The 18,990-nt window shown below is 74.4% G+C and carries 13 protein-coding genes; 4 read left to right on the top strand and 9 right to left on the bottom strand.

Annotated elements, in window-relative coordinates; translation table 11 throughout:
- Window positions 1–38 precede the first annotated feature (38 nt).
- Window positions 39–1,856 (bottom strand): 2-oxoglutarate dehydrogenase, E2 component, dihydrolipoamide succinyltransferase, encoded by a 1,818-nt coding sequence (gene sucB, locus ACWDVW_RS26850; RefSeq protein ID WP_449954076.1) that lies wholly within the window; start codon window positions 1,854–1,856, stop codon window positions 39–41.
- Window positions 1,857–1,927: 71 nt separating this feature from the next.
- Entirely contained in the window at window positions 1,928–3,319 is a 1,392-nt protein-coding gene (gene lpdA, locus ACWDVW_RS26845; RefSeq protein ID WP_449954074.1) for a dihydrolipoyl dehydrogenase, read from the bottom strand.
- A gap of 179 nt (window positions 3,320–3,498) precedes the next feature.
- Between lpdA and ACWDVW_RS26840 the strand changes: the two genes are divergently transcribed.
- Entirely contained in the window at window positions 3,499–3,828 is a 330-nt protein-coding gene (locus tag ACWDVW_RS26840) for a hypothetical protein (protein ID WP_117228376.1), read from the top strand.
- Window positions 3,829–3,941: 113 nt separating this feature from the next.
- On the opposite strand, the gene ACWDVW_RS26835 is transcribed toward ACWDVW_RS26840, so the two are convergent.
- The gene (locus tag ACWDVW_RS26835; RefSeq protein WP_449954071.1) at window positions 3,942–5,513 is read right to left on the bottom strand and encodes a leucyl aminopeptidase; all 1,572 of its coding nucleotides are present in this window, start codon (window positions 5,511–5,513) and stop codon (window positions 3,942–3,944) included.
- A gap of 165 nt (window positions 5,514–5,678) precedes the next feature.
- On the opposite strand from ACWDVW_RS26835, the gene gcvT reads away from it, so the two are divergent.
- Complete coding sequence (gcvT, locus tag ACWDVW_RS26830; protein WP_449954068.1) at window positions 5,679–6,803, top strand: glycine cleavage system aminomethyltransferase GcvT; 1,125 nt, start codon at window positions 5,679–5,681, stop codon at window positions 6,801–6,803.
- A gap of 21 nt (window positions 6,804–6,824) precedes the next feature.
- Here gcvT and ACWDVW_RS26825 read toward each other — a convergent pair whose 3' ends face one another.
- The 4 genes from ACWDVW_RS26825 to ACWDVW_RS26810 all read right to left on the bottom strand — a co-directional run bounded on the left by ACWDVW_RS26825 (window position 6,825) and on the right by ACWDVW_RS26810 (window position 11,136).
- Window positions 6,825–8,114 (bottom strand): DUF2314 domain-containing protein, encoded by a 1,290-nt coding sequence (locus tag ACWDVW_RS26825; protein ID WP_449954066.1) that lies wholly within the window; start codon window positions 8,112–8,114, stop codon window positions 6,825–6,827.
- Window positions 8,115–8,180: 66 nt separating this feature from the next.
- Entirely contained in the window at window positions 8,181–8,954 is a 774-nt protein-coding gene (locus ACWDVW_RS26820; RefSeq protein ID WP_449954063.1) for an adenosylcobinamide-GDP ribazoletransferase, read from the bottom strand.
- A complete protein-coding gene (gene cobU / locus ACWDVW_RS26815; RefSeq protein WP_449954060.1) occupies window positions 8,944–10,866 on the bottom strand; it encodes a bifunctional adenosylcobinamide kinase/adenosylcobinamide-phosphate guanylyltransferase in 1,923 nt (640 codons plus the stop codon). The genes ACWDVW_RS26820 and cobU overlap by 11 nt, the downstream gene beginning before the upstream one ends.
- Before the next feature lie 63 nt (window positions 10,867–10,929).
- Window positions 10,930–11,136 (bottom strand): hypothetical protein, encoded by a 207-nt coding sequence (locus ACWDVW_RS26810; protein ID WP_131057367.1) that lies wholly within the window; start codon window positions 11,134–11,136, stop codon window positions 10,930–10,932.
- Window positions 11,137–11,315: 179 nt separating this feature from the next.
- On the opposite strand from ACWDVW_RS26810, the gene ACWDVW_RS26805 reads away from it, so the two are divergent.
- Together ACWDVW_RS26805 and ACWDVW_RS26800 are read left to right on the top strand one after the other, a co-directional pair.
- Window positions 11,316–11,516, top strand: coding sequence for a hypothetical protein (locus ACWDVW_RS26805; protein ID WP_350696218.1), 201 nt, complete (start codon window positions 11,316–11,318; stop codon window positions 11,514–11,516).
- Window positions 11,516–12,307 carry a site-2 protease family protein gene (locus tag ACWDVW_RS26800; protein WP_449954115.1) on the top strand — a complete coding sequence of 264 codons (792 nt, stop codon included), beginning with the start codon at window positions 11,516–11,518 and terminating at the stop codon, window positions 12,305–12,307. Before ACWDVW_RS26805 ends, ACWDVW_RS26800 begins: the two co-directional genes overlap by 1 nt.
- A gap of 52 nt (window positions 12,308–12,359) precedes the next feature.
- Here the strand turns inward: ACWDVW_RS26800 and ACWDVW_RS26795 are convergent, their stop codons facing one another.
- Together ACWDVW_RS26795 and ACWDVW_RS26790 are read right to left on the bottom strand one after the other, a co-directional pair.
- Window positions 12,360–13,358, bottom strand: a complete 999-nt coding sequence (locus tag ACWDVW_RS26795; RefSeq protein WP_449954056.1) for an aldo/keto reductase family protein — start codon at window positions 13,356–13,358, stop codon at window positions 12,360–12,362.
- 138 nt (window positions 13,359–13,496) lie between these two features.
- Window positions 13,497–18,692 carry a WG repeat-containing protein gene (locus ACWDVW_RS26790; RefSeq protein ID WP_449954053.1) on the bottom strand — a complete coding sequence of 1,732 codons (5,196 nt, stop codon included), beginning with the start codon at window positions 18,690–18,692 and terminating at the stop codon, window positions 13,497–13,499.
- Window positions 18,693–18,990: the final 298 nt, after the last annotated feature.

Genomic DNA, 18,990 nt, shown 5'->3' with positions numbered 1-18,990 from the left:
TCGACGACCGGGGCGCCCTCTCGTGCTGCTGACGGTGGTTACAGGCCCAGCTCGGCCTCGAAGTTGCCGGCCTCCAGCCGCTCCTTGACCGCGACCAGGAAGCGGGCCGCGTCGGCACCGTCGATCAGTCGGTGGTCGTAGGAGAGGGCCAGGTAGATCATCGACCGGACCGCGACGACCTCGCCCAGCTCCGCGTCGTTGACCACGACCGGGCGCTTGACCACGGCACCCGTGCCGAGCATCGCCGACTGCGGCGACGGCACGATCGGGGTGTCGAACAGCGCGCCCCGGCTGCCGGTGTTGGTCAGCGTGAACGTCGCACCGGCGATCTCGTCCGGGCTGATCTTGTTGGTCCGGGTGCGCTCGGCCAGGTCGGCCACCCGCTTGGCGATGCCGCCCAGGTTGAGGTCACCGGCGTTGTGGATGACCGGCACCAGCAGGCCGCGCTCGGTGTCCACGGCGATGCCGAGGTTCTCGGCGTCCGGGTACGTGATCGTCCCGCCGTCGAGGTCCATCCGGGCGTTGACGATCGGGTACGTCTGGAGCGCCTCGATCGCGGCGAGGGCGAAGAACGGCAGGAACGACAGCTTGACGCCGTGCCGGGCCAGGAACGAGTCCTTGGCCTGCGCCCGCAGCTTGGCGATCTTGGTGACGTCCACCTCGATCACGGTGGTGAGCTGCGCCATCTCGTGCAGCGACTGCTGCATCCGCTTGGCGATCGCCGAACGGATCCGGGGCAGCTTCTCGGTGGTGCCGCGCTTGGCGCTCGGCTGCGGCTTGGCGGCCGGCTTGGCCGGGGCCGTGGCGGCGGCCGGCTGTGCCGCGGCGGGCGCGGCCTGGGCGGCCTTGGCCTTCTCGGCCGCGTCCAGCACGTCCTGCTTGCGGATCCGCCCGCCGACACCGGTGCCGTTCAGCGAGGCGAGGTCGACGCCGTGCTCACCGGCCAGCTTGCGGACCAGCGGCGTCACGTACCCGGCTGCCTGCTCGCCGCCGTTCGACGGGGCCGCTGCGCGCTGCGGAGCGGGAGCGGCCGGCTGGGCGGCCTGCTCGGCCTTTGCCGGCTCCTTGGCCTGCTCGGCCTCCGGGGCGGGCTCGTTGTACGAGGCACCCGGCGTCGGCTCGGAGACCTCCGGCTTCGGCTCGGGCTTGGCCTCGGCCTTCGGCTCCGCCTTGGGCTCGGGCTTGGGCTCGGGCTTCGGCTCCGGCTTGGCCTCGGCCGGGGCGGCACCGGCCGCACCGACGACGGCCAGCGTGGCGCCGACCTCGGCGGTCTCGTCCTCGGGGACCTTGATCTCCAGGACGGTGCCGGCGACCGGAGAGGGGATCTCGGTGTCGACCTTGTCGGTGGAGACCTCCAGCAGCGGCTCGTCCACCTCGACGCTGTCGCCGACCTGCTTGAGCCAGCGGGTGACCGTACCCTCGGTGACGCTCTCGCCCAAGGCCGGCATCTGCACCGGGGTGCCCTCGCCCGACGGCGCGGAGGCCTGGGCCGGCTGCTCGGCCGGCTCCTCGACGGCCGACTGCTCCGCCTCGGCCTGCGGCTCCTCGGCCGCCTCGGCGGCCTGCTCGGCGGGGGCCTCCTGCTGCTGCGGGGCGGCCTCGCCGCCGGCCGACTCGCCCTCGCCGGAGATCACCGCCAGCTCGCTGCCGACCTCGGCCGTCTCGTCCTCGCCCACCACGATCCGGGTCAGCACGCCGGCCGCGGGCGACGGGATCTCGGTGTCGACCTTGTCGGTGGAAACCTCGAGCAGGGGCTCGTCGACCTCGACGGTCTCACCCTCCTGCTTGAGCCAGCGCGTGACGGTGCCCTCGGTGACGCTCTCGCCGAGCCGGGGCATGGTGACCGATACCGGCATGTTCTCCAGACTCCTTCATTTCCCTGGTGGGGGGATCATCGCCCGTCGCCGGACGCCGCGGGTTGTCGTGGTCAGGCGTGCGCGTGCAGCGGCTTGCCGGCGAGGGCCAGGTGCGCCTCGCCCAGGGCTTCGTTCTGCGTCGGGTGGGCGTGCACGAGCTGCGCGACCTCGCCCGGGTACGCCTCCCAGTTGTAGATCAGCTGCGCCTCGCCGACCAGCTCACCGACCCGGGCGCCGACCATGTGCACGCCGACCACCGGGCCGTCGTCGACCCGGACGAGCTTCACGAAGCCGGCCGTCTTGAGGATCTGGCTCTTGCCGTTGCCGCCGAGGTTGTAGTTGTACGTCTTGATCTTGTCGGCGCCGTACTGCTCCTTGGCCTTGGCCTCGGTGAGGCCGACCGACGCCAGCTCCGGCTCGGAGTAGGTGACCCGGGGGATGCCCGCCTCGTCGATCACCGCCGGGTTCTGGCCGGCGATCTCCTCGGCGACGAAGATGCCCTGCTGGAAGCCACGGTGGGCGAGCTGGAGGCCGGGCACGATGTCGCCGACCGCGTACACGTTCGGCACGCTCGTGCGCAGCCGCTCGTCGGTCAGCACGTACCCACGGTCGGTCTTGACGCCCTGCTCCTCGTAGCCGAGGTCGGCGGTGTTCGGGCCCCGACCGACGGCGACCAGCAGCAGTTCGGCCTCGACCGTGTCGCCACCGGCGATGGTGAGCTTGACGCCGTTGTCGGTCTTCTCGACCTTCTCGAACGGCTTGCCGACCTTGAAGTTGATCTTCCGCTTGCGGAACGCCCGCTCCAGCGCCTTCGACGACTCCTCGTCCTCGGCGGCGACCAGGCGGGGCAGCGCCTCGACGATGGTCACGTCCACCCCGAAGGACTTCCAGACGCTGGCGAACTCGACGCCGATCACACCGCCGCCGAGCACGATCGCCGAACTCGGGACCCGGTCCAGGGTCAGGGCGTGGTCGCTGGTGATGACCCGCTCGCCGTCGACCTCCAGGCCCGGCAGGCTCTTGGCGTACGAGCCGGAGGCCAGCACGATGTTGCGGCCGGTGTACCGCTTGCCGTCCACCTCGACCGCGTTCGGGGCGACCAGCTTGCCCGCCCCGGCCACGAAGGTGATGTTCTTGGTGCCGCCGACCAGGCCCTGCAGGCCCTTGTAGAGGCGGGAGATCACACCGTCCTTGTACGCGTTCACCCCGGCCATGTCGACGCCGACCAGCTCGGCCTTGATGCCGAACTGCTCCGACTCGCGGGTCTGGTCGGCGATCTCGGCCGCGTGCAGCAGCGCCTTGGTCGGGATGCAGCCGTTGTGCAGGCAGGTCCCGCCCAGCTTGCCCTTCTCGACCAGCGCGACGTTCAGGCCCAGCTGGGCGGCGCGCAGGGCGGTCGCGTAGCCGCCACTGCCACCTCCGAGGATGACGATGTCGAAGGTTGCGTCGTTCGGCTCGCTCACGTCCAACTCCCAGGTCGCGTCGCTGCATCGGGGGTCACGGCGGGGTAACAGGGACACACCCCACCTCGGCCATCTTGTCACCACCGTGCGGAAGCCGCGTACCGAGGTGCCCAACGACACGTTGCCGCCACGTACCCTTGGCACTGCCTTCGACGACGGACGCGTGGGGAGACGGCTCGGTGGGACTGTTCCGGCGACGCAAGCAGGCACGCGCGGTTGACTCCGACCGTACGGCCAATCGCGCCGATCTGGAGCACTTGGAGAACTTTGTCCGGACCCGCAAGGGTGTCGAGGCGTTCATCGAACCCCGCACCACGGTGACCGAGACCACCGTCATCCTGATCGCCGACGACGGCGAATGGACCCGGCGTCGCATCGACGGGCCGGACGGGGCGCGCCGCTTCGCGTACCGGGTCAGCATCCCCGTCTACGACATCGCCCTGATGGGCTACCCGCAGCGGATGCGCGACTACAACGAGCGTCGCAAGCGCCGTCCCGAGCAGTACTGACCCGTCCCACCGCGCCGTGTCCGTGCGGCTCAGCTCGGATGTTAGGAAGGGTCCCTTGCTATGCACCAGGCGTTAGCAGGGGACCCTTCCTTGCACGAAGCCTTACCCGCCGATCAGCCGTTCGCGGTGACGTCGTCGATCAGGTGCAGCAGGGTACGGACCGGAACCCCGGTGCCGCCCTTGGTCCAGTAACCGGTCGCCTCGCCCGCGTGGTACGACGGACCGGCGATGTCGATGTGCGCCCAGGCGACGTCGTCGGTGACGAACTCGCGCAGGAACACACCGCCCTGGAGCATGTGACCGGCCCGGTCCATGCCGGCGTTGACCTGCGAGATGTCGGCCACGTCCGAGTCCATGCCCTTGCGCACGTCGTCCGGCAGCGGCATCGGCCAGGCCGGCTCGCCGACCGCGTCACCGGCGTCGCGGACCCGCTCGCACAGCTCGGCGGTGCCCATCAGACCGGAGATCCGCTTGCCCAGCGCGACCACCTGCCCGCCGGTGAGGGTGGAGGTCTCGAAGAGGTAGTCGCAGCCGTCCGCGCAGGCCCGGGCCATCGCGTCACCGAGGATCATCCGGCCCTCGGCGTCGGTGTTGAGCACCTCGACCCGCTTGCCGTTGAACATGGTGATCACGTCACCCGGCCGGTACGACGTCCCGGACGGCATGTTCTCCGCCATCGGCACGTACGCGGTCACCGTCACCGCCGGCTTCAGCTCCGCGACGGCCAGCATGGTGGCGGCCACCGCCGCCGCCCCGGCCATGTCGGACTTCATCTCCCACATGCCCTGCGCCGGCTTGATCGAGATGCCGCCGGTGTCGAAGGTGATGCCCTTGCCGACCAGCGCCACCCGCTTGCCGGTGCCGCCGCCCTCCGGCGTCCAGGTCAGCTTGACCAGGCGCGGCGGGGCGTCCGAGCCCTGACCGACCGCGATGATGCCGCCGTAGCCGCCCTCGCGCAGGGCGACCTCGTCGAGCACCTCGACCTCCAGGCCCGCCGCCCGGCCGGCCTCGGCGACCGCGTCGGCGAAGACCGGCGGGCGCAGCTCGTTCGGCGCCACGTTGACCCAGTCGCGGGTCTGTCGGACCGCGGCGGCCACCGTCCGGGCCCGGGTCACCTCGGCCTGCGCTCCGGCGTCCGCGGCGTCCGGGACGGCGACCAGCACCTCGGCCACCGGCTCGCGCCGGGTCGGCTGCGGGCGGGTCTTGTAGCCGGCGAACCGGTACCCGCCGAGCAGCGCTCCCTCGCCGACCGCGCGCAGCGCGGCGGGGCCGTCGGCGTCGTCCGGCAGCGGCAGCGCGAGCGCCACCCGGGACGCACCGGCCAGCGCCCGTACGGCGGCCCCCGCCGCCCGCCGCAGGGTCTCCGGGGCGGGTGCCGCGCCGGTGGGCTCCGGGCCGAGGCCGACGGCGGCGACCAGCGGGGCGGTGACGGTGCCCAGGGTGGCCAGTTTGATCACCTCGCCCGGTCCGCCGGTCGCGCCGAGCAGTGCCAGCGTCTCGGTCAGCTTGCCGTCGAAGGCGGCGGCGATGCTCTCGGCGCCGCTGGCGAGCAGCAGGGTGCCGGCGAGGCCGCTGGTGGCGTCCTGTCCACCGGTCGTGCTGTGCACGCCGATCACGATGGCGTCGACGGCGAGTTCGGCGGGGTCGGTGTCGACCAGGCTCAGGGTGGTGCTGGGCGATGTCACGGAAGCTGCTCCCGGGCGGGCCGGGCCGGCCGCGTGTGGCGTACCGGCGGTTCGGTTGGTGCCGACGGATGAGGTACCCGTCGGACGTCGGTGCTGCCCCGCCGGTTCCTCCGGTGGGTCCCGCCGATGCTAACCAGACCGGTCCGCCCCGGTAAGTTCCCACCCATGACCGACGTGACCACCGACGCCGCCGAGACCCGGCTGCGTCGTTCTCCGCTGGCCGAGCGACACTCCGCACTCGGTGCCAAGTTCGCCCCGTTCGGCGGCTGGGAGATGCCGCTGGAGTACGCCGGTGGCGGGGTGCTGCGGGAACACACCGCAGTGCGTACCGACGTCGGCGTGTTCGACGTCTCGCACCTGGGCAAGGTGCGGGTGACCGGGCCGGGCGCGGCGGAGTTCGTGAACTCCTGCCTCAGCAACGACCTGGGGCGGATCGGGCCCGGCCGGGCGCAGTACACGCTCTGCTGCGACGAGGCCACCGGCGGCGTGGTGGACGACATCATCGCCTACCTGTACGCCGACGACCACGTCTTCCTGATCCCGAACGCCTCGAACACCGCCGAGGTGGTGCGCCGGCTGCGTGCCGCCGCGCCGGAGCAGGTCACGGTCACCGACGAGCACGAGGCGTACGCGGTGCTGGCGGTCCAGGGACCGCGTTCGGCGGCGCTGCTGGCCGGGCTGGGCCTGCCCACCGACCACGGCTACATGAGCTTCTCGCCGGCCACCCTCGACGGCGTCGCGCTGACCGTGTGCCGCACCGGCTACACCGGTGAGCTGGGCTTCGAGCTGGTGGTCCCGGCGGCCGACGCGGTGACCGTCTGGGACGCGCTGTTCGCCGCCGAGCCCGCGCCGCGCGCCTGCGGGCTGGCCGCCCGGGACACCCTGCGCACCGAGATGGGGTACCCGCTGCACGGACAGGACCTGTCGCTTCAGATCAGCCCGGTGCAGGCCCGTTCGGGCTGGGCGGTGGGCTGGGACAAGCCGGCCTTCTGGGGCCGGGACGCACTGCTCGCGGAGAAGGCCGCCGGTCCGGCGCGTACGCTGCGCGGCCTGGAGGCCGTGGACCGGGCCATCCCGCGCCCCGGCATGGCGGTGTACGACGGTGACACCCGGGTCGGCACGGTCACCAGCGGCACGTTCAGCCCGACCCGGAAGCAGGGCATCGCCCTCGCGTTGGTCGACACCGCCCCGGCCCTGACCGACGGCACCGAACTCCAGGTGGACGTGCGCGGTCGTCGCCTGCCGGTCCGGCTGGCCCGGCCGCCGTTCGTCGACCCCTCGGTGAAGTGACCGGCGACCCCGTGCGGTGACTCAGGAGCGGGGCGGCTCCCCGGCGTCCAACACGGCCTGGGTCCAGCCGCCCTCGACGACGCCGGAGGTGTCCAGGACGGCCCAGTCGACGACGTCGGCGGTCTCGACCTGCACCGGTGAGCCGATCCGGACCGAGGGGTCGGTGTTGGCGTCGCTGGCGCTGGCGCCGACGATCCGTTCCGGCGTGTCCCAGGCGGTCACCCCGGCCCAGACGTACTCCGGGCCGTCGTCGCCGGGCAGCCCGTACTTCACCACGAGCTGGGTCTGCGGCGGGAGCTGTCCGGCGCGGAACCGGGCCCGGATGTCGCCCAGTCCGGCGCGGGCGGTGGCGACCGCCTGGCTCATCGCGTCGCCGGAGCGCGCGTACCGCACGTCGGGCTGGATACCGGCGAACAGGGTGCCGCAGGCGGCGGCGAAGTAGCGCCCGTCCGGGCCGGGATGCCCGGCCGGTGGCCGCAGGCTCAGGAACGAGTCGGCGTCCGGGTCGGTGGCCGGGTCCAGCTCCAGCCGCAGCAGCACCGGCGCGGTCGCGCCGTGCTGCTCCGGATTGCCGTACGCGACCGCGATGTCGTGCCCGGTGACCGTGGCCAGCACCGGCAGCGGCACGAACGCCGGCACCTCCTCGCCGGCCAGCCCGTCGGTCCAGTCCCGCAGCAGGCGGCGGGCGGCGCCGGTCATCACCGCGCCCCAGGCCCGGGTGAGGTGGTCCGGCACGCCCTGGGTCTGCAACTCCAGCAGACCGAAGCGGCGCAGCCCCTTGGTGGTGAACCAGAGCCCCTCGGCGTCCGAGGAGTACGGCACCAGCACCCAGTCGACCAGCCGGACCCGGCCCTCGGCGTCGGGCAGCGAGCGCAGGGCCGCCGCCGGGTCCAGGAACTGCAACCCGAACACGTCGACCACGTCGCCGCCGACCTCCTCGGCCACGGCGGCGGCCACCGCCCGGGCCGCCCACTCGTGGGCCGGCGGCCAGCCCGGCCGGTACTCGGCCTGCACCACCACCAGGTGGCTCGCGGCGGACAGCCGGTCGAGCTGTTCCTCGGTGGCCCCGAACGCGGTGAGCAGGTCCGGGGGCAGCGCGGGGAACTCGGCGATCGGGCGGATGTCGACGCTCATCAGCGGGCTGTCCAGCATCTGCACGGCCAGCCCGTGCACCGGCTCGGCCAGTCGACCGGCCAGCCCGCGGACCGCCGTGCGGGCGGTCACCGACGGCAGCCCCACCGTCGGCACCAGATAGGTCGCGGTGAGCGACTCCGGGACCGGTACGGGCAGGAAGTCGTCGGTGATGAGCATGTCGTCCCCAGGGTGGCCGCGCCGGTGCTGTCGACAAGGAACGCTACCCGCCGGCGACCGCACTGCTCAGCCGGACAGCACCAGACCCAGGTAGACCAGCGTGGTGACCAGCTCCACGGTGGCGCCGAGCACGTCGCCGGTGATGCCGCCGAGACGGCGTACCACGTGTCGCAGCAACCCGGCCGCGACGGCCAGCGCGGCGAACACGACCAGCGGCCCCTGCCAGGGGCGATCCGGCACGGCCGGGACCGCCGCCAGCGCCACGGCGACCGTCGCCACGGCCAGCGTGACCGGCCCGACGGTGCCGGCGACCAACGCGCCGAGCCCGTCCGGGCGGGCCGCCGGGACACCCCGCCGGCAGGCCAGCGAGACCCCGAGCCGACCGGCCGCCACCGCCGCCAGCACCGCCGCGAACGTCGCCGGCCGGGACCGGCCGGCCAGCTCCGCCAGCGCCGCGGCCTGCACCAGCAGGACGAGCACCAGGGCGACCACGCCGAACGGCCCGACGTCCGGCTTCTTCATGATCTCCAGCGCGGCCGGACCTCGCCGGTACGACCCGAGCGCGTCCACCGTGTCGGCCAGCCCGTCCAGGTGCAGACCTCGGGTGAGCAGGGCGCCCGCCGCGACGGTCACCCCGGCGGCGACCAGCGGTGCGGTGACCGCGTCGAGCAGCAGCAGGAGAGCGCCGAGCGGCACGGCCAGTAGGGCGCCGACCAGCGGGGCGAGCGCCATCGCCGTACCGGCCGTGGTCCGGTCGATCCGGCCGGCGCGTACCGGCAGGATGGTGAAGGTGGTCAGGGCCAGTCGCGCCCCGTCGCCGAGCCGGGGCTCAGCCGGCACGCGTGCCCTGCTCCGCCGGGTCGGTGCCGGCCGGTCCTGCCGGTTCGGTGCTGGTCGGTCCCGGGCCCGCCGGCTCGGGCTCGCGGAAGTCCGGCTCGTCCGGCTCCGGCTCCTCGGTCTCGTCCACGCCGTCGGCCGGGTCGTGCGACGGGCGCGGCGGCAGCGCGGCGGCCAGCGCCAGCACCGAGCGCAGCAGCGGCAGCACGGTCAACGCGTTGGCGCCCTCGCCGAGGTCCAGCCGTAGCTGCGCGAGCGGGCTCAGGCCGAGCACGTCGGAGGCCAGCTTGACGGCCGGGTGCCCGCCGTGGTCGGCCAGCATGCACCAGTGCCGCGCCTGCCCGGCCAGGTCCCGGCTGACCAGGCCGGCGGCCACGCCGACCGGTCCGTCCAGCAGCACCGGCGTGCGTCGCGCGGTCGCACCCAGCAGGAGACCGGTGGCCACGGCGATGTCCCCACCGCCGAGCTGGGCCAGCACGTCCTTGGCGTCCCGGGAGGCCCGCCGGGTGCGGTGCAGGGCGTCCCGGACGGCCGCGCACCGGGCCATCCAGGCCACGTCGTCGATCTCGCCGTCGGAGGTGACCACCCGGCCGAGCACGGCGGGCGCCTCGGCACCGGCCGTCGCGGCCAGCACCGCCGCCGCCGCGGCCTCGGTGCCGGCGCCGCACGCCGCCACCACCAGCAGTTGTACGCCGGAGTCCACGGCCTCCTCGGCCAGCCGCCAGCCGTACCGCAGCGCGGCGTCGACCTGCTCGGCGGTGAGCGCCGGGCCGTGCTCGATGGCGGCGGCGGTGGGCGCCTCCACCACCTGCAGGCTCGCCCCGCTCTCGGCGGCCAGCCGGGCGAGCACACCCTGACCGGCGCGGGCCGCCTCGGCGCGCCGGGCCGACTCCCCGGCCCGGGTACCGGCGGCGCTTCCGCCGTCGTGGTCGCCGTGCAGCAGCAGCACCCGGACCGACTGCCAGGGTGCCGGGGTCGGGGTGCCCTGGGTGGCGGCGGCGAACGAGACCACCTGTTCCAGGACGCCGAGCCCGGTGCCCGGCACGTCGAGCGTGGCCAGCCGGTCCACCGCCTGCGGACCGGCGTAGTCGTCGGGCATCGGAAGGTCCATGCCCGCCTGGATGACCAGGCCGGTGTCGGCCACCGGCAGCGTCATGGTGGGCGCGGTCCACCCGGTGTCGTCGGCGGCCGGGACCGGCGCCGGTGCGGCCGGTACCTCGGGGGTGGTCACCGGAGGCGACGCGGGCAGTGCCACGGCACCGTCGGCCGGTCGCGCGTCGCTCGGGCCGGCCTGTGCGGGCACCGCCGTGCCGTTGACGGCGGCGGACGGACCCGGCGAGGTCTCGGCGGCCGGCGCCGGCTCGGGCGTGGCCGGCTTCAGCCGGACCGGCTGGCCGGCGACCACCAGCACCACGGTGTCGCAGGCGTCGGCGACGGCCCGGTTGACCGCGCCCAACGCGTCGGTGAAGGCCCGACCCAGCGGCGTGGTCGGCACCAGGGAGAGCCCGACCTCGGGGCTGACCAGCACCAGCCGTGCCGGGCAGTCCCGGACGGCGGCGGCCAGCTCGGCCACGGTCGCGGTGTCGTCGGCCGGCTGGTGGGCCGGGTCGAGCAGCACCGTGACCCAGCCACCGAGGTCGTCGACGAGCAACGTCTCGTCCGGCCGGGCGCTGGCGATCACGTCGGCCAGCCGGCGCGGGTCGTCTGCCGTCTCCTCGGTGCTCCAGGTCGCCGGCCGGCGCTCCCGGTGCGCGGCGATCCGAGCCGCCCACTCCGCGTCGTCGTCGCCTCCGCCGGCGGCGGTGGCCACGTACCGGACCGTGACCGCGTCGGCCACCAGGGCCTCGGCGAACTCCGACTTGCCGGAGCGGATGCCGCCGAGCACCAGGAGCGTGTTCCACCCGTCTAGGGACATGGCTCGTACCTTAACGGCCGGCCGGGCGGGAGCGGCATCGCAGGGCCACGCTCCCGCGCCAGCTCACCGAGGCTCGGGGGACTGGTACATGTAGTCGTTGGGGTTGACGTCCGCCGGCTTCGGGTCCTCCTGCCAGGCACCTTCGCCGGGGCGGGCGACCAGCGCGTCGACCAGTTCCTCCCGGTCCATCTCCCGTGCGCCCTGGATGCCGCCGCGTACCGCCATGTCGCGAAGCTGTGCCGTGTCCATCTCCGGGATGGGTGTCGTCATCGTCGCCTCCGTGAAGATCCGGTTCCCCCGGAGATACCCGGCCCGGCGACGGTCAACCACCGACCGCGCACCGGTCCGCCCTCGATCGACGCCCGTGGCCGGGCGGTCGGCGGTGCGGTGCGACTACGCTGGCGGGGGTTCGTCCCAGCGGGACATCAGCGGCGAGGGGAGACGCGCACATGGCGTGGAGCTGGCGGTACGAGGGCGCGAACGGCGAGTCGGTCGACGGGCCGGGGGAGTCGTTCGGCAGCCAGGCCGACGCCGAGTCCTGGATCGGCCAGACCTGGCGGGAGCTCGCGGCGTCCGGCGTCACCTCGGTCACGCTGCTGGAGGACGACCGGGTGGACTACCGGATGAGTCTCCAACCTCCGGCCCAGTGATGCCACCCCGGGACTCCGAGCCGCTGGTGCTGGGGGTACCCCGGGCCGCGTTCCGGCCCAGCCCGGTGTTCCTCGCCCTGGTCGCGTTGCTGGTCACCAGCGCGCTGCTGACCTGGCACGGGGTGGGCAACGTCCGACTCGCCGTGTTCGGCTTCGTGGTCACCGGCTGGCTGGTCTCGCTCTGCCTGCACGAGTACGCCCACGCCGTGGTCGCGTACCGGTTCGGTGACCGGGGGGTGGCCCACCGCGGCTACCTGACGCTCAACCCGCTCAAGTACAGCCATCCGCTGCTGTCCATCGCGTTGCCGGTGGCGGTGGTGCTGCTCGGCGGCATCGGACTGCCCGGCGGCGCGGTCTGGGTGGACCGGCACGTGATCGCCGGACGACTGCGACACACCCTGGTCAGCCTCGCCGGCCCGGCCACCAACGTGGTGTTCGCGCTGGTGCTGGTGGCGGTGCTGCGCCTCGGCGCGTCCGGCGGCGGGCCGGTCGAGTTCTGGGCCGCCGTCGCCCTGCTCGCCTTCCTCCAGATCACCGCCAGCCTGCTCAACCTGCTCCCGGTGCCGGGACTCGACGGCGGCAACATGATCCAGCCGTGGCTGAGCCCGCCGTACCGGCGGATGTACGACCTCTTCGCGCCGTACGGCTTCATCCTGCTGTTCGCGCTGCTGTGGAACCCGACGATCGGCGGCTGGTTCTTCGGCGCGGTCTTCGCCATCGGTGACGTCCTGGGCCTGCCGCCCTGGCTCTACGCCACCGGCCTGGACCTGGTCCGCTTCTGGCAGAGCTGAACCGCCGTCCCCGGCCGGGGCACGTGCCTGCCTCGGCCGGGAACGGGCCGGCTCAGGGCCGCTCGGCCGGCGACTCGGTACGCGCCGGGTCCCGCTCGGTGACCGGCTCGACGATCTCGTCGATCGCCTTGAGCAGACCGGCGTCGAGCTTGACCCCGGCCGCCTTGACGGTGTCGTGCACCTGCTCGGGGCGGGACGCACCGATGATCGCCGAGGAGACGTTCGGGTTCTGCAGCACCCAGGCGACGGCGAGCTGGGCCATGGTCAGCCCGGCCTGATCGGCCAGCGGCCGGAGCTGCTGCACCCGGGTCAGCACGTCGTCGGTGAGCCACTTGGCGATGAAGCCGGCGCCGGACTTCTCGTCGGTGGCCCGGGAACCGGCGGGCGGCGGCTGGCCGGGAAGGTACTTGCCGGTGAGGACGCCCTGCGCCATCGGGGACCAGACGATCTGACCGATGCCCAGTTCCTCACTGGTCGGTACGACCTCGCTCTCGATGACCCGCCAGAGCATCGAGTACTGCGGCTGGCTGGAGACCAGCGGGATGCGCAGCTCCCTGGCGAGGGCGTGGGCCTCGCGGATCTGCGACGCCTTCCACTCGGAGACCCCGATGTAGTGCGCCTTGCCGGAGTGCACGACGTCGGCGAACGCCTCCATCGTCTCTTCCAGCGGCGTGCTGTAGTCGTACCGGTGGGCCTGGTACAGGTCGACGTAGTCGGTCCGCAACCGGCGCAGCGACCCGTTGATCGACTCCATGATGTGCTTGCGGGACAGGCCCCGGTCGTTGCGGCCCGGACCGGTGGGCCAGTACACCTTGGTGAAGATCTCCAGGCCCTCGCGCCGCTCCTGCTCCAGCGCCCGGCCGAGGACGTCCTCGGCGCGGGTGCCGGCGTACACGTCGGCGGTGTCGAAGGTGGTGATGCCGGCGTCCAGTGCGGCTCGGACACAGGCGAACGCCGCGTCCTCCTCGACCTGCGAGCCATGGGTGATCCAGTTGCCGTACGAGATCTCGCTGACCATCAGGCCGGAGCGGCCCAGGTGTCGGAATTCCATGCCACGACCCTAGCCCCACCGGGGGTACGAACGGCCAGGGCGATTCTCGACGCACCGGCCGACGTGGCCACCGTCGTCGGTGGCGTGCCGGTTGCGGAGGATCGCCGCACCTCGGTCGCGACGAACGGTCCGTCCAGGTCAGAGCGTCGGGCTGGCGTCGCTGAGTAGCCCCTCGATCTCGGCGACGACCTCGTCCGGGTTGCGGAACACCGGGGCGATCAGCGATCCGCCGCGCCGGTCCAGCGCGCCCCACTGCCCGACGCCGTTGGTGGCCAGGAACGCCACCGGATGGATCAGCAGCACCGGGTGGGCCGGGGCGACCAGCACCTGACCGGTCCGGTCCACCACGCCCTTGCGTCCGGCCAGGTCGACCACGGCCAGCCCCTCGTCGGTGAAACCGTCGACGTACCGGCCGTCGGCGAGGGTGGTGTGGAAACCGTGGTAGCGGGTCGGCACCACGATCTGCCCGGTGCGGTCGACGGCACCCCACCCGTCCCGCCGGACCGCCGCCACGCCCCGGCGGAACGGCCGCACCTCGGCGAAGCCGGGCGGCACCACCACCGCACCGGCGGTGTCCACCGCCAGCCAACCGCTGTCGTCGCGCACCACCCAGGCCAGCCCGTCGGAGAAGGGCCGGGCCGCGAGGTAGGTCGGCTCGACCACTGTCTCGCCGGTCAGGTCGATCAACGACCACCGGTCGCTCTGCGTGCCGCGTACCCAGGCCAGACCCTCCCGGAACGGCTGGGCCTCGGTGTACCGGGCCGGCACGACCAGGTCACCCTCGCCGTCCGCGTACCCCCACAAGCCCTCGTCGCCGTCGCGGGCCGGCACCGGCGGCCGCTCCCGCTCCAACACCTCGTCCCAACTCCGCGGGTACGGCCCGAAGCCGCCCTCCTCGGCGCGCGCGGCGATCGCGTCCAGCCCGACGCGTACCCGGGCCAGCAACTCGGCGTCCCCCTCGCCGCGCAGGTCGAGGGCGCGCTCGAAGTGGTGGCACGCCTCCATCAGGCGGCCCTGGTCATAGCAGGAGCGCGCGGCGTGTTCGTGCAACGCGGCGCGCAACCGGTCCGGCAGCTCCACCGAGTTGGCCTCCGCGAACAACCGGTCGGCCTCGGCGAACTCGCCCCGCCAGCGCAGCACGTGCGCCAACCGGGCCTGCGCCAGCGCGGACCGCCGCAGCTCGCCGGTCGCCTCCGCGTAGGTCAGCGCCATCCGGCCGTCGTCCACCGCGTCGTCGAGATCTCCGAGGACGCGCGACGCCACCGCCCGCAGGCTCAGCAACCGGGCCCGGGAACGGTTGTCCAGGGCGGAGGCGAGCTTGTCGGTGAGCCCCTGCCGAAGCTCCCGCAGTTCCTCGGGATCGTCGACCAGTTCGCGTAGCGTCGTCGGGTCGAGCCGCCAGGGGTAGCGCGCCAGCAGCTGCTCCGGGTCGGCCGGTGCCTCGGGCTCGTCCTCCGGCTCTGGTGCCTCGTCGGGCTCCGGCTCGTCGTCCGATACGGCCGAGCCGGCGTCCGTGGCCGGGCGGTCGGTCCCGGAGAGAACGTCGTCGGTGTCCGCCGTTGGCATTCCGGTGTCCGACGGCGCGGTACCGGCGCTGGACGGCGTGGTGCCGGTGGTCGGTGCTGCTGCGTCGTCCGGCAGAGCTGACGTGTCCGACGGCGCTGAGGTGCCCGACGGCGTGGTCGGATCATGCGGCGGTGCGGACAACGGCGCAGCGGGCGTCGACGAGTCGTCGAGGTCCGGGAACCTCTCCGTCTCCGGCGAGGTGCCCGTGACGCTCGTCCGACCCGGCGGGGCGGCGGGCACGGCGGAGACCGGAGCGACGGGCGGTGCGGAGACCGGTGCCAGCAGGTCCCGCTCCGCCGGGCGCGGTCCGGGTGGTGCGGAGACCGGCGTCGAGGTGTCGAGGACCGGCGGCGCGGAGACCGGGATGGCGAGCTGCGGTATCGAGTCCGTCGAATGAGGACCGGAGAGCCCGGCGGCGGACCCCACGGACGTCTCCGGGAACACGGGCGCGGACACCGGTCGGGCCGGCGGTCCCGAGATCGGCCGGTCCGGGATTCCGGAGACGGGTCGGTCCGGCGGTCCGGAGATCGGCCGTGCCGGTGGTCCGGAGACCGGTGCCGCTGGTGGCCCGGAGTCCGGGCGTGCCGACATGTCGGCATCGGGGCGGAACGACGGCGTCGAAAGGGACGGCGTCGGCGGTGCCGAGACCGGCCGGTCCGTCTCGGCCGACCCGGCGCTGAACCACGACGGCTCAGGTTCCTCGGGGGAACCGTGACGGGCGGGCCGGTCGGGGGTGACCGCCGGACCGGAATCGGCTGCCCCGAACCATCCGGCTCCGCTCTCCGCCGGTACCGGGGACGGCGCGTGCGCGGCCGGCTCGGCCGGCGGCTGGAGGAACCGGGTCGGCTTCCGGGCGGCGACCCGTGGCTCCGACGTCTCCGACCCGGACCGCTCGACCGGTGGCCTCTCGCCTGGCCTGCGGTCGCCCGGCCTGCGGTCGCCCGGCGTGCGGTCGCCCGGGGGCTGCTCGGTCGGCCTGCGGTCGAGCGGCGTGCGCTCTACCGGCGGCTGCTCGCCCGGCGTGCGGTCGAGCGGTGTGCGGTCGCCCGGTGGCCGTTCGAGCGGCGTGCGGTCGATGGGCGGGCGTGTCGGCCCGGCGGCCGGCGCGTGCGTGGGCGGTGCGGAGACCGGGCGGTGACTCGGCGGTGCCGAGGCCGCTGGCGGTGTGGTTACTGGACGCTGATCCGGTGGCGCGGAGAAGGGGGGCGCGGAGATCGGCGGAGGGACCACGGCGGGTCGGTGGCTCGGTGGTCCGCTGACCGGTCGGTGGCGGGGTGGTGCGGAGGTCGGTGGCGGTGTCGCGACCGTTCGGTGGCTCGGCGGGGCGCTGACCGGTCGGTGGCTCGGCGGGGCGGAGACCGGCGGCGGCGTGGCGGGGGCCGGTGGCGGCGGAACGGCGCGCTGCGTGGGCGGCGCGGAGACCGGGCGGACCGGTGACGGACCGGCAGCGGGTGGTGCCGCCGCGACCGAGGGTGCCGGGGCCGGCGGCGGGGTGGCGACGACCGGCTGGTCGTGCAGGGGAGCGGGACGAACCTGGTGCTCGTGCAGCGGAGCCGGGCGTACCTCGTGCTGGTGCAGTGGCGCCGGCCGGACGGTGTCCCCGGCCGGCGTGCGGTTCCCGGCGGCTGCGGCGGGCCGGTCCCGGTTCGGGTCCGGACGGTCGAGACGTTCCCGATCTGGACGACCACCGGCGGCCCGGTCGCGGTCGGTGTCGTCGGGCCGGTCCGGGACCACGGTGAGCGGCCGGTCCCGGTGCGTGACGTCGGGTCGACCGCGCTCCGGTGCGGGGGAGACGGGCCGGGCGCGACCGGCGGCGGGCGACACCGGGCGGTCCGAGTCCGGCGCGGGGGAGACCGGTCGGTCGGGGACCACCGACAGATGGGGGCGGCCAGTCCGGAGGACGTCGTCGTCGGGAGCCGGGGAGACGGGCCGGTCGAGGTCGGGCCGTCGGGCGGCCGGGCGGTCCGAGTCGAACCGCTCGGGCCCCGCCGGGTCCGGGAAGTCGTCGGCGCGGCGACGCTCGTCCGGTCGGTGCCGGTCGGTACCGGGCTCGGGAGCCGCCGGTCGCTGGTACTCGCGGTGGTCCCGTCCCGTGCTCGGGCGCAGCGGCCCGGGGGCGGGCCATGGCAGGTCCCCGCCCGTGGGCGCCGCATCCCGTTCCGATGGTTCGGGACGCTCCCACTCGTCGCGGGTGCGGATCGGCTCCTCGTCGACGTAGCCGTCCGGGTACGGGGCGCTGTCCGGGTCGCCCACGCTGAAGTCGTCGCGGTAGTCGTACCGCTCCACCGAGGGCCGGTCGTCGACCGACGGCTCACCGGGGTGGCTGCTCCACTGGTAGCGGGGCCGTGAGGGGGGTTCACCGGTCGGCCGCCGGTCGGCGTCCTCGGCCGGTCGACGCGCGGCGGAGGACCGACGCCGGTCGTCGTCCGGCTCCGCCGCCCAACCGGGTTCCGCGCGTCCGCCCGGAGAGATCGGCGCATCCCGGTCCCAGCGGCCGTCGCGCCCGACGGGTTCGGACCGACGTGGGCGCTGGGGCTGGCGGTCGGGGTCGCGCTCGTCCCACCGGTCCGGGCCACGCCGGGCATAACGGTCCGGATCCCGGTCGTCGCGTCGGTCCGGATCGCGTCGGGCATAACGGTCCGGGTCTCGGTCGTCGCGTCGGTCCGGATCGCGTCGGGCGAAGCGGTCCGGGTCACGTGGGTCGGTCCCACGGCGGGCGTACCGGTCGGGGTCTCGGTCGTCGCGTCGGTCCGGATCGCGTCGGGCGTACCGGTCCGGGTCACGGCCGTCCGGGTCGCGCCGGTCTGCGTCGCGACGGTCTGGGTCACGTCGGTCTGCGTCACGTCGGTCTGCGTCACGTCGGTCTGCGTCGCGCCGGTCTGCGTCGCGACGGTCTGGGTCACGTCGGTCTGCGTCGCGCCGGTCTGCGTCGCGACGGTCCGGGTCGCGCCGGTTGGCGTCGCGCCGGTCCGGATCGCGGTCATACCGGTCGGCGTCACCGCGCTCGGGGGCGTCCCAGCCGAAGCGGTCCGGGTCCCGTCGGTCCGGGTCCCGTCGGTCCGGGTCCCGTCGGTCCGGGTCCCGTCGGTCCGGGTCCCGTCGGTCCGGGTCCCGTCGGTCCGGGTCACGGCGGGCGTAGCGGTCGGCGTCGCGGCGGTCGGCGTCGCGTCGGGCGTACCGGTCGGGTTCCCGTGGGTCGCGGCGGTCCGGGTCGCGTCGGGCGTAGCGGTCGGGTTCCCGCTGGTCGCGGCGGTCTGGGTCGGGCGGGACGTACCGGTCGCGGCGGTCCGGGTCCCTCGGCGGGTACCGGTCGGCGTCGCGCTGGTCGTGGCGGGTCGGTGTACCGGCGGCACCCTGGGCGCCCATCTCGGACCAGGTGATCCCGTCCCGTTCGCGCTCGGACCATCGGCCCTCGGGGCCGGGTCGCTCCGGACGCGCACCGGCGAGCGACCGGTCGTACGGTGGCGCGCTGGTGGGCCCGTCGTGGCGTCGGGGCTCCGGGATCTCCTGCCGTCCCGGCCGACCGTCCGGCTCGTCGTCCCAGGACCGGCCCACGTACGTGCCGTCCGGCCGCGTCGGGGCGAGTGGCGGCACCTCGGCGCGGCCGACGGCGCTGGACCGGCTGCGGCCGGGTGGCGGCTGGTGGTCGAGGCCGATGTCACCCGGGTATCGCTGGCCCGGGAACTGGGGTTGCCACTCGGCCGTCGGTTCGACGGCCCAGGACGGATCGGCGGGGCCCGGCCACCGGTCGGCGTAGCCGCGACTCATCCGCGGGGCCCGTCGCTGCGGCCGGGACGTCGCCGGGTGGCGGCGCCGGCTGCGGCATCGTGGTCTCGGGCGGGCCCGGCGGACGGCGCGACACCGGAGGGCAAGGTCACGGCAGACCACGGGACCGACGTCCGCCCGTTCACGGGCGCGCCCCGGTGGTCGGCTCGCGTCCGCTCGCTCACGCCGATGTCACCTCGTCGGAAATGGTCGTGCTGGGCACCCCTGCGGGCCGGTGAAGTCGCTCGTCCCGGCACCGAATGGCTGCGCATGGAGGGTAGCGGCGTGGGCTCGTTCACCG

Source organism: Micromonospora sp. NPDC003241, from assembly GCF_053589795.1.
The sequence above is the reverse complement of the archived record's forward strand: the minus strand, read 5'-3'. Positions and strand labels throughout refer to the sequence as shown.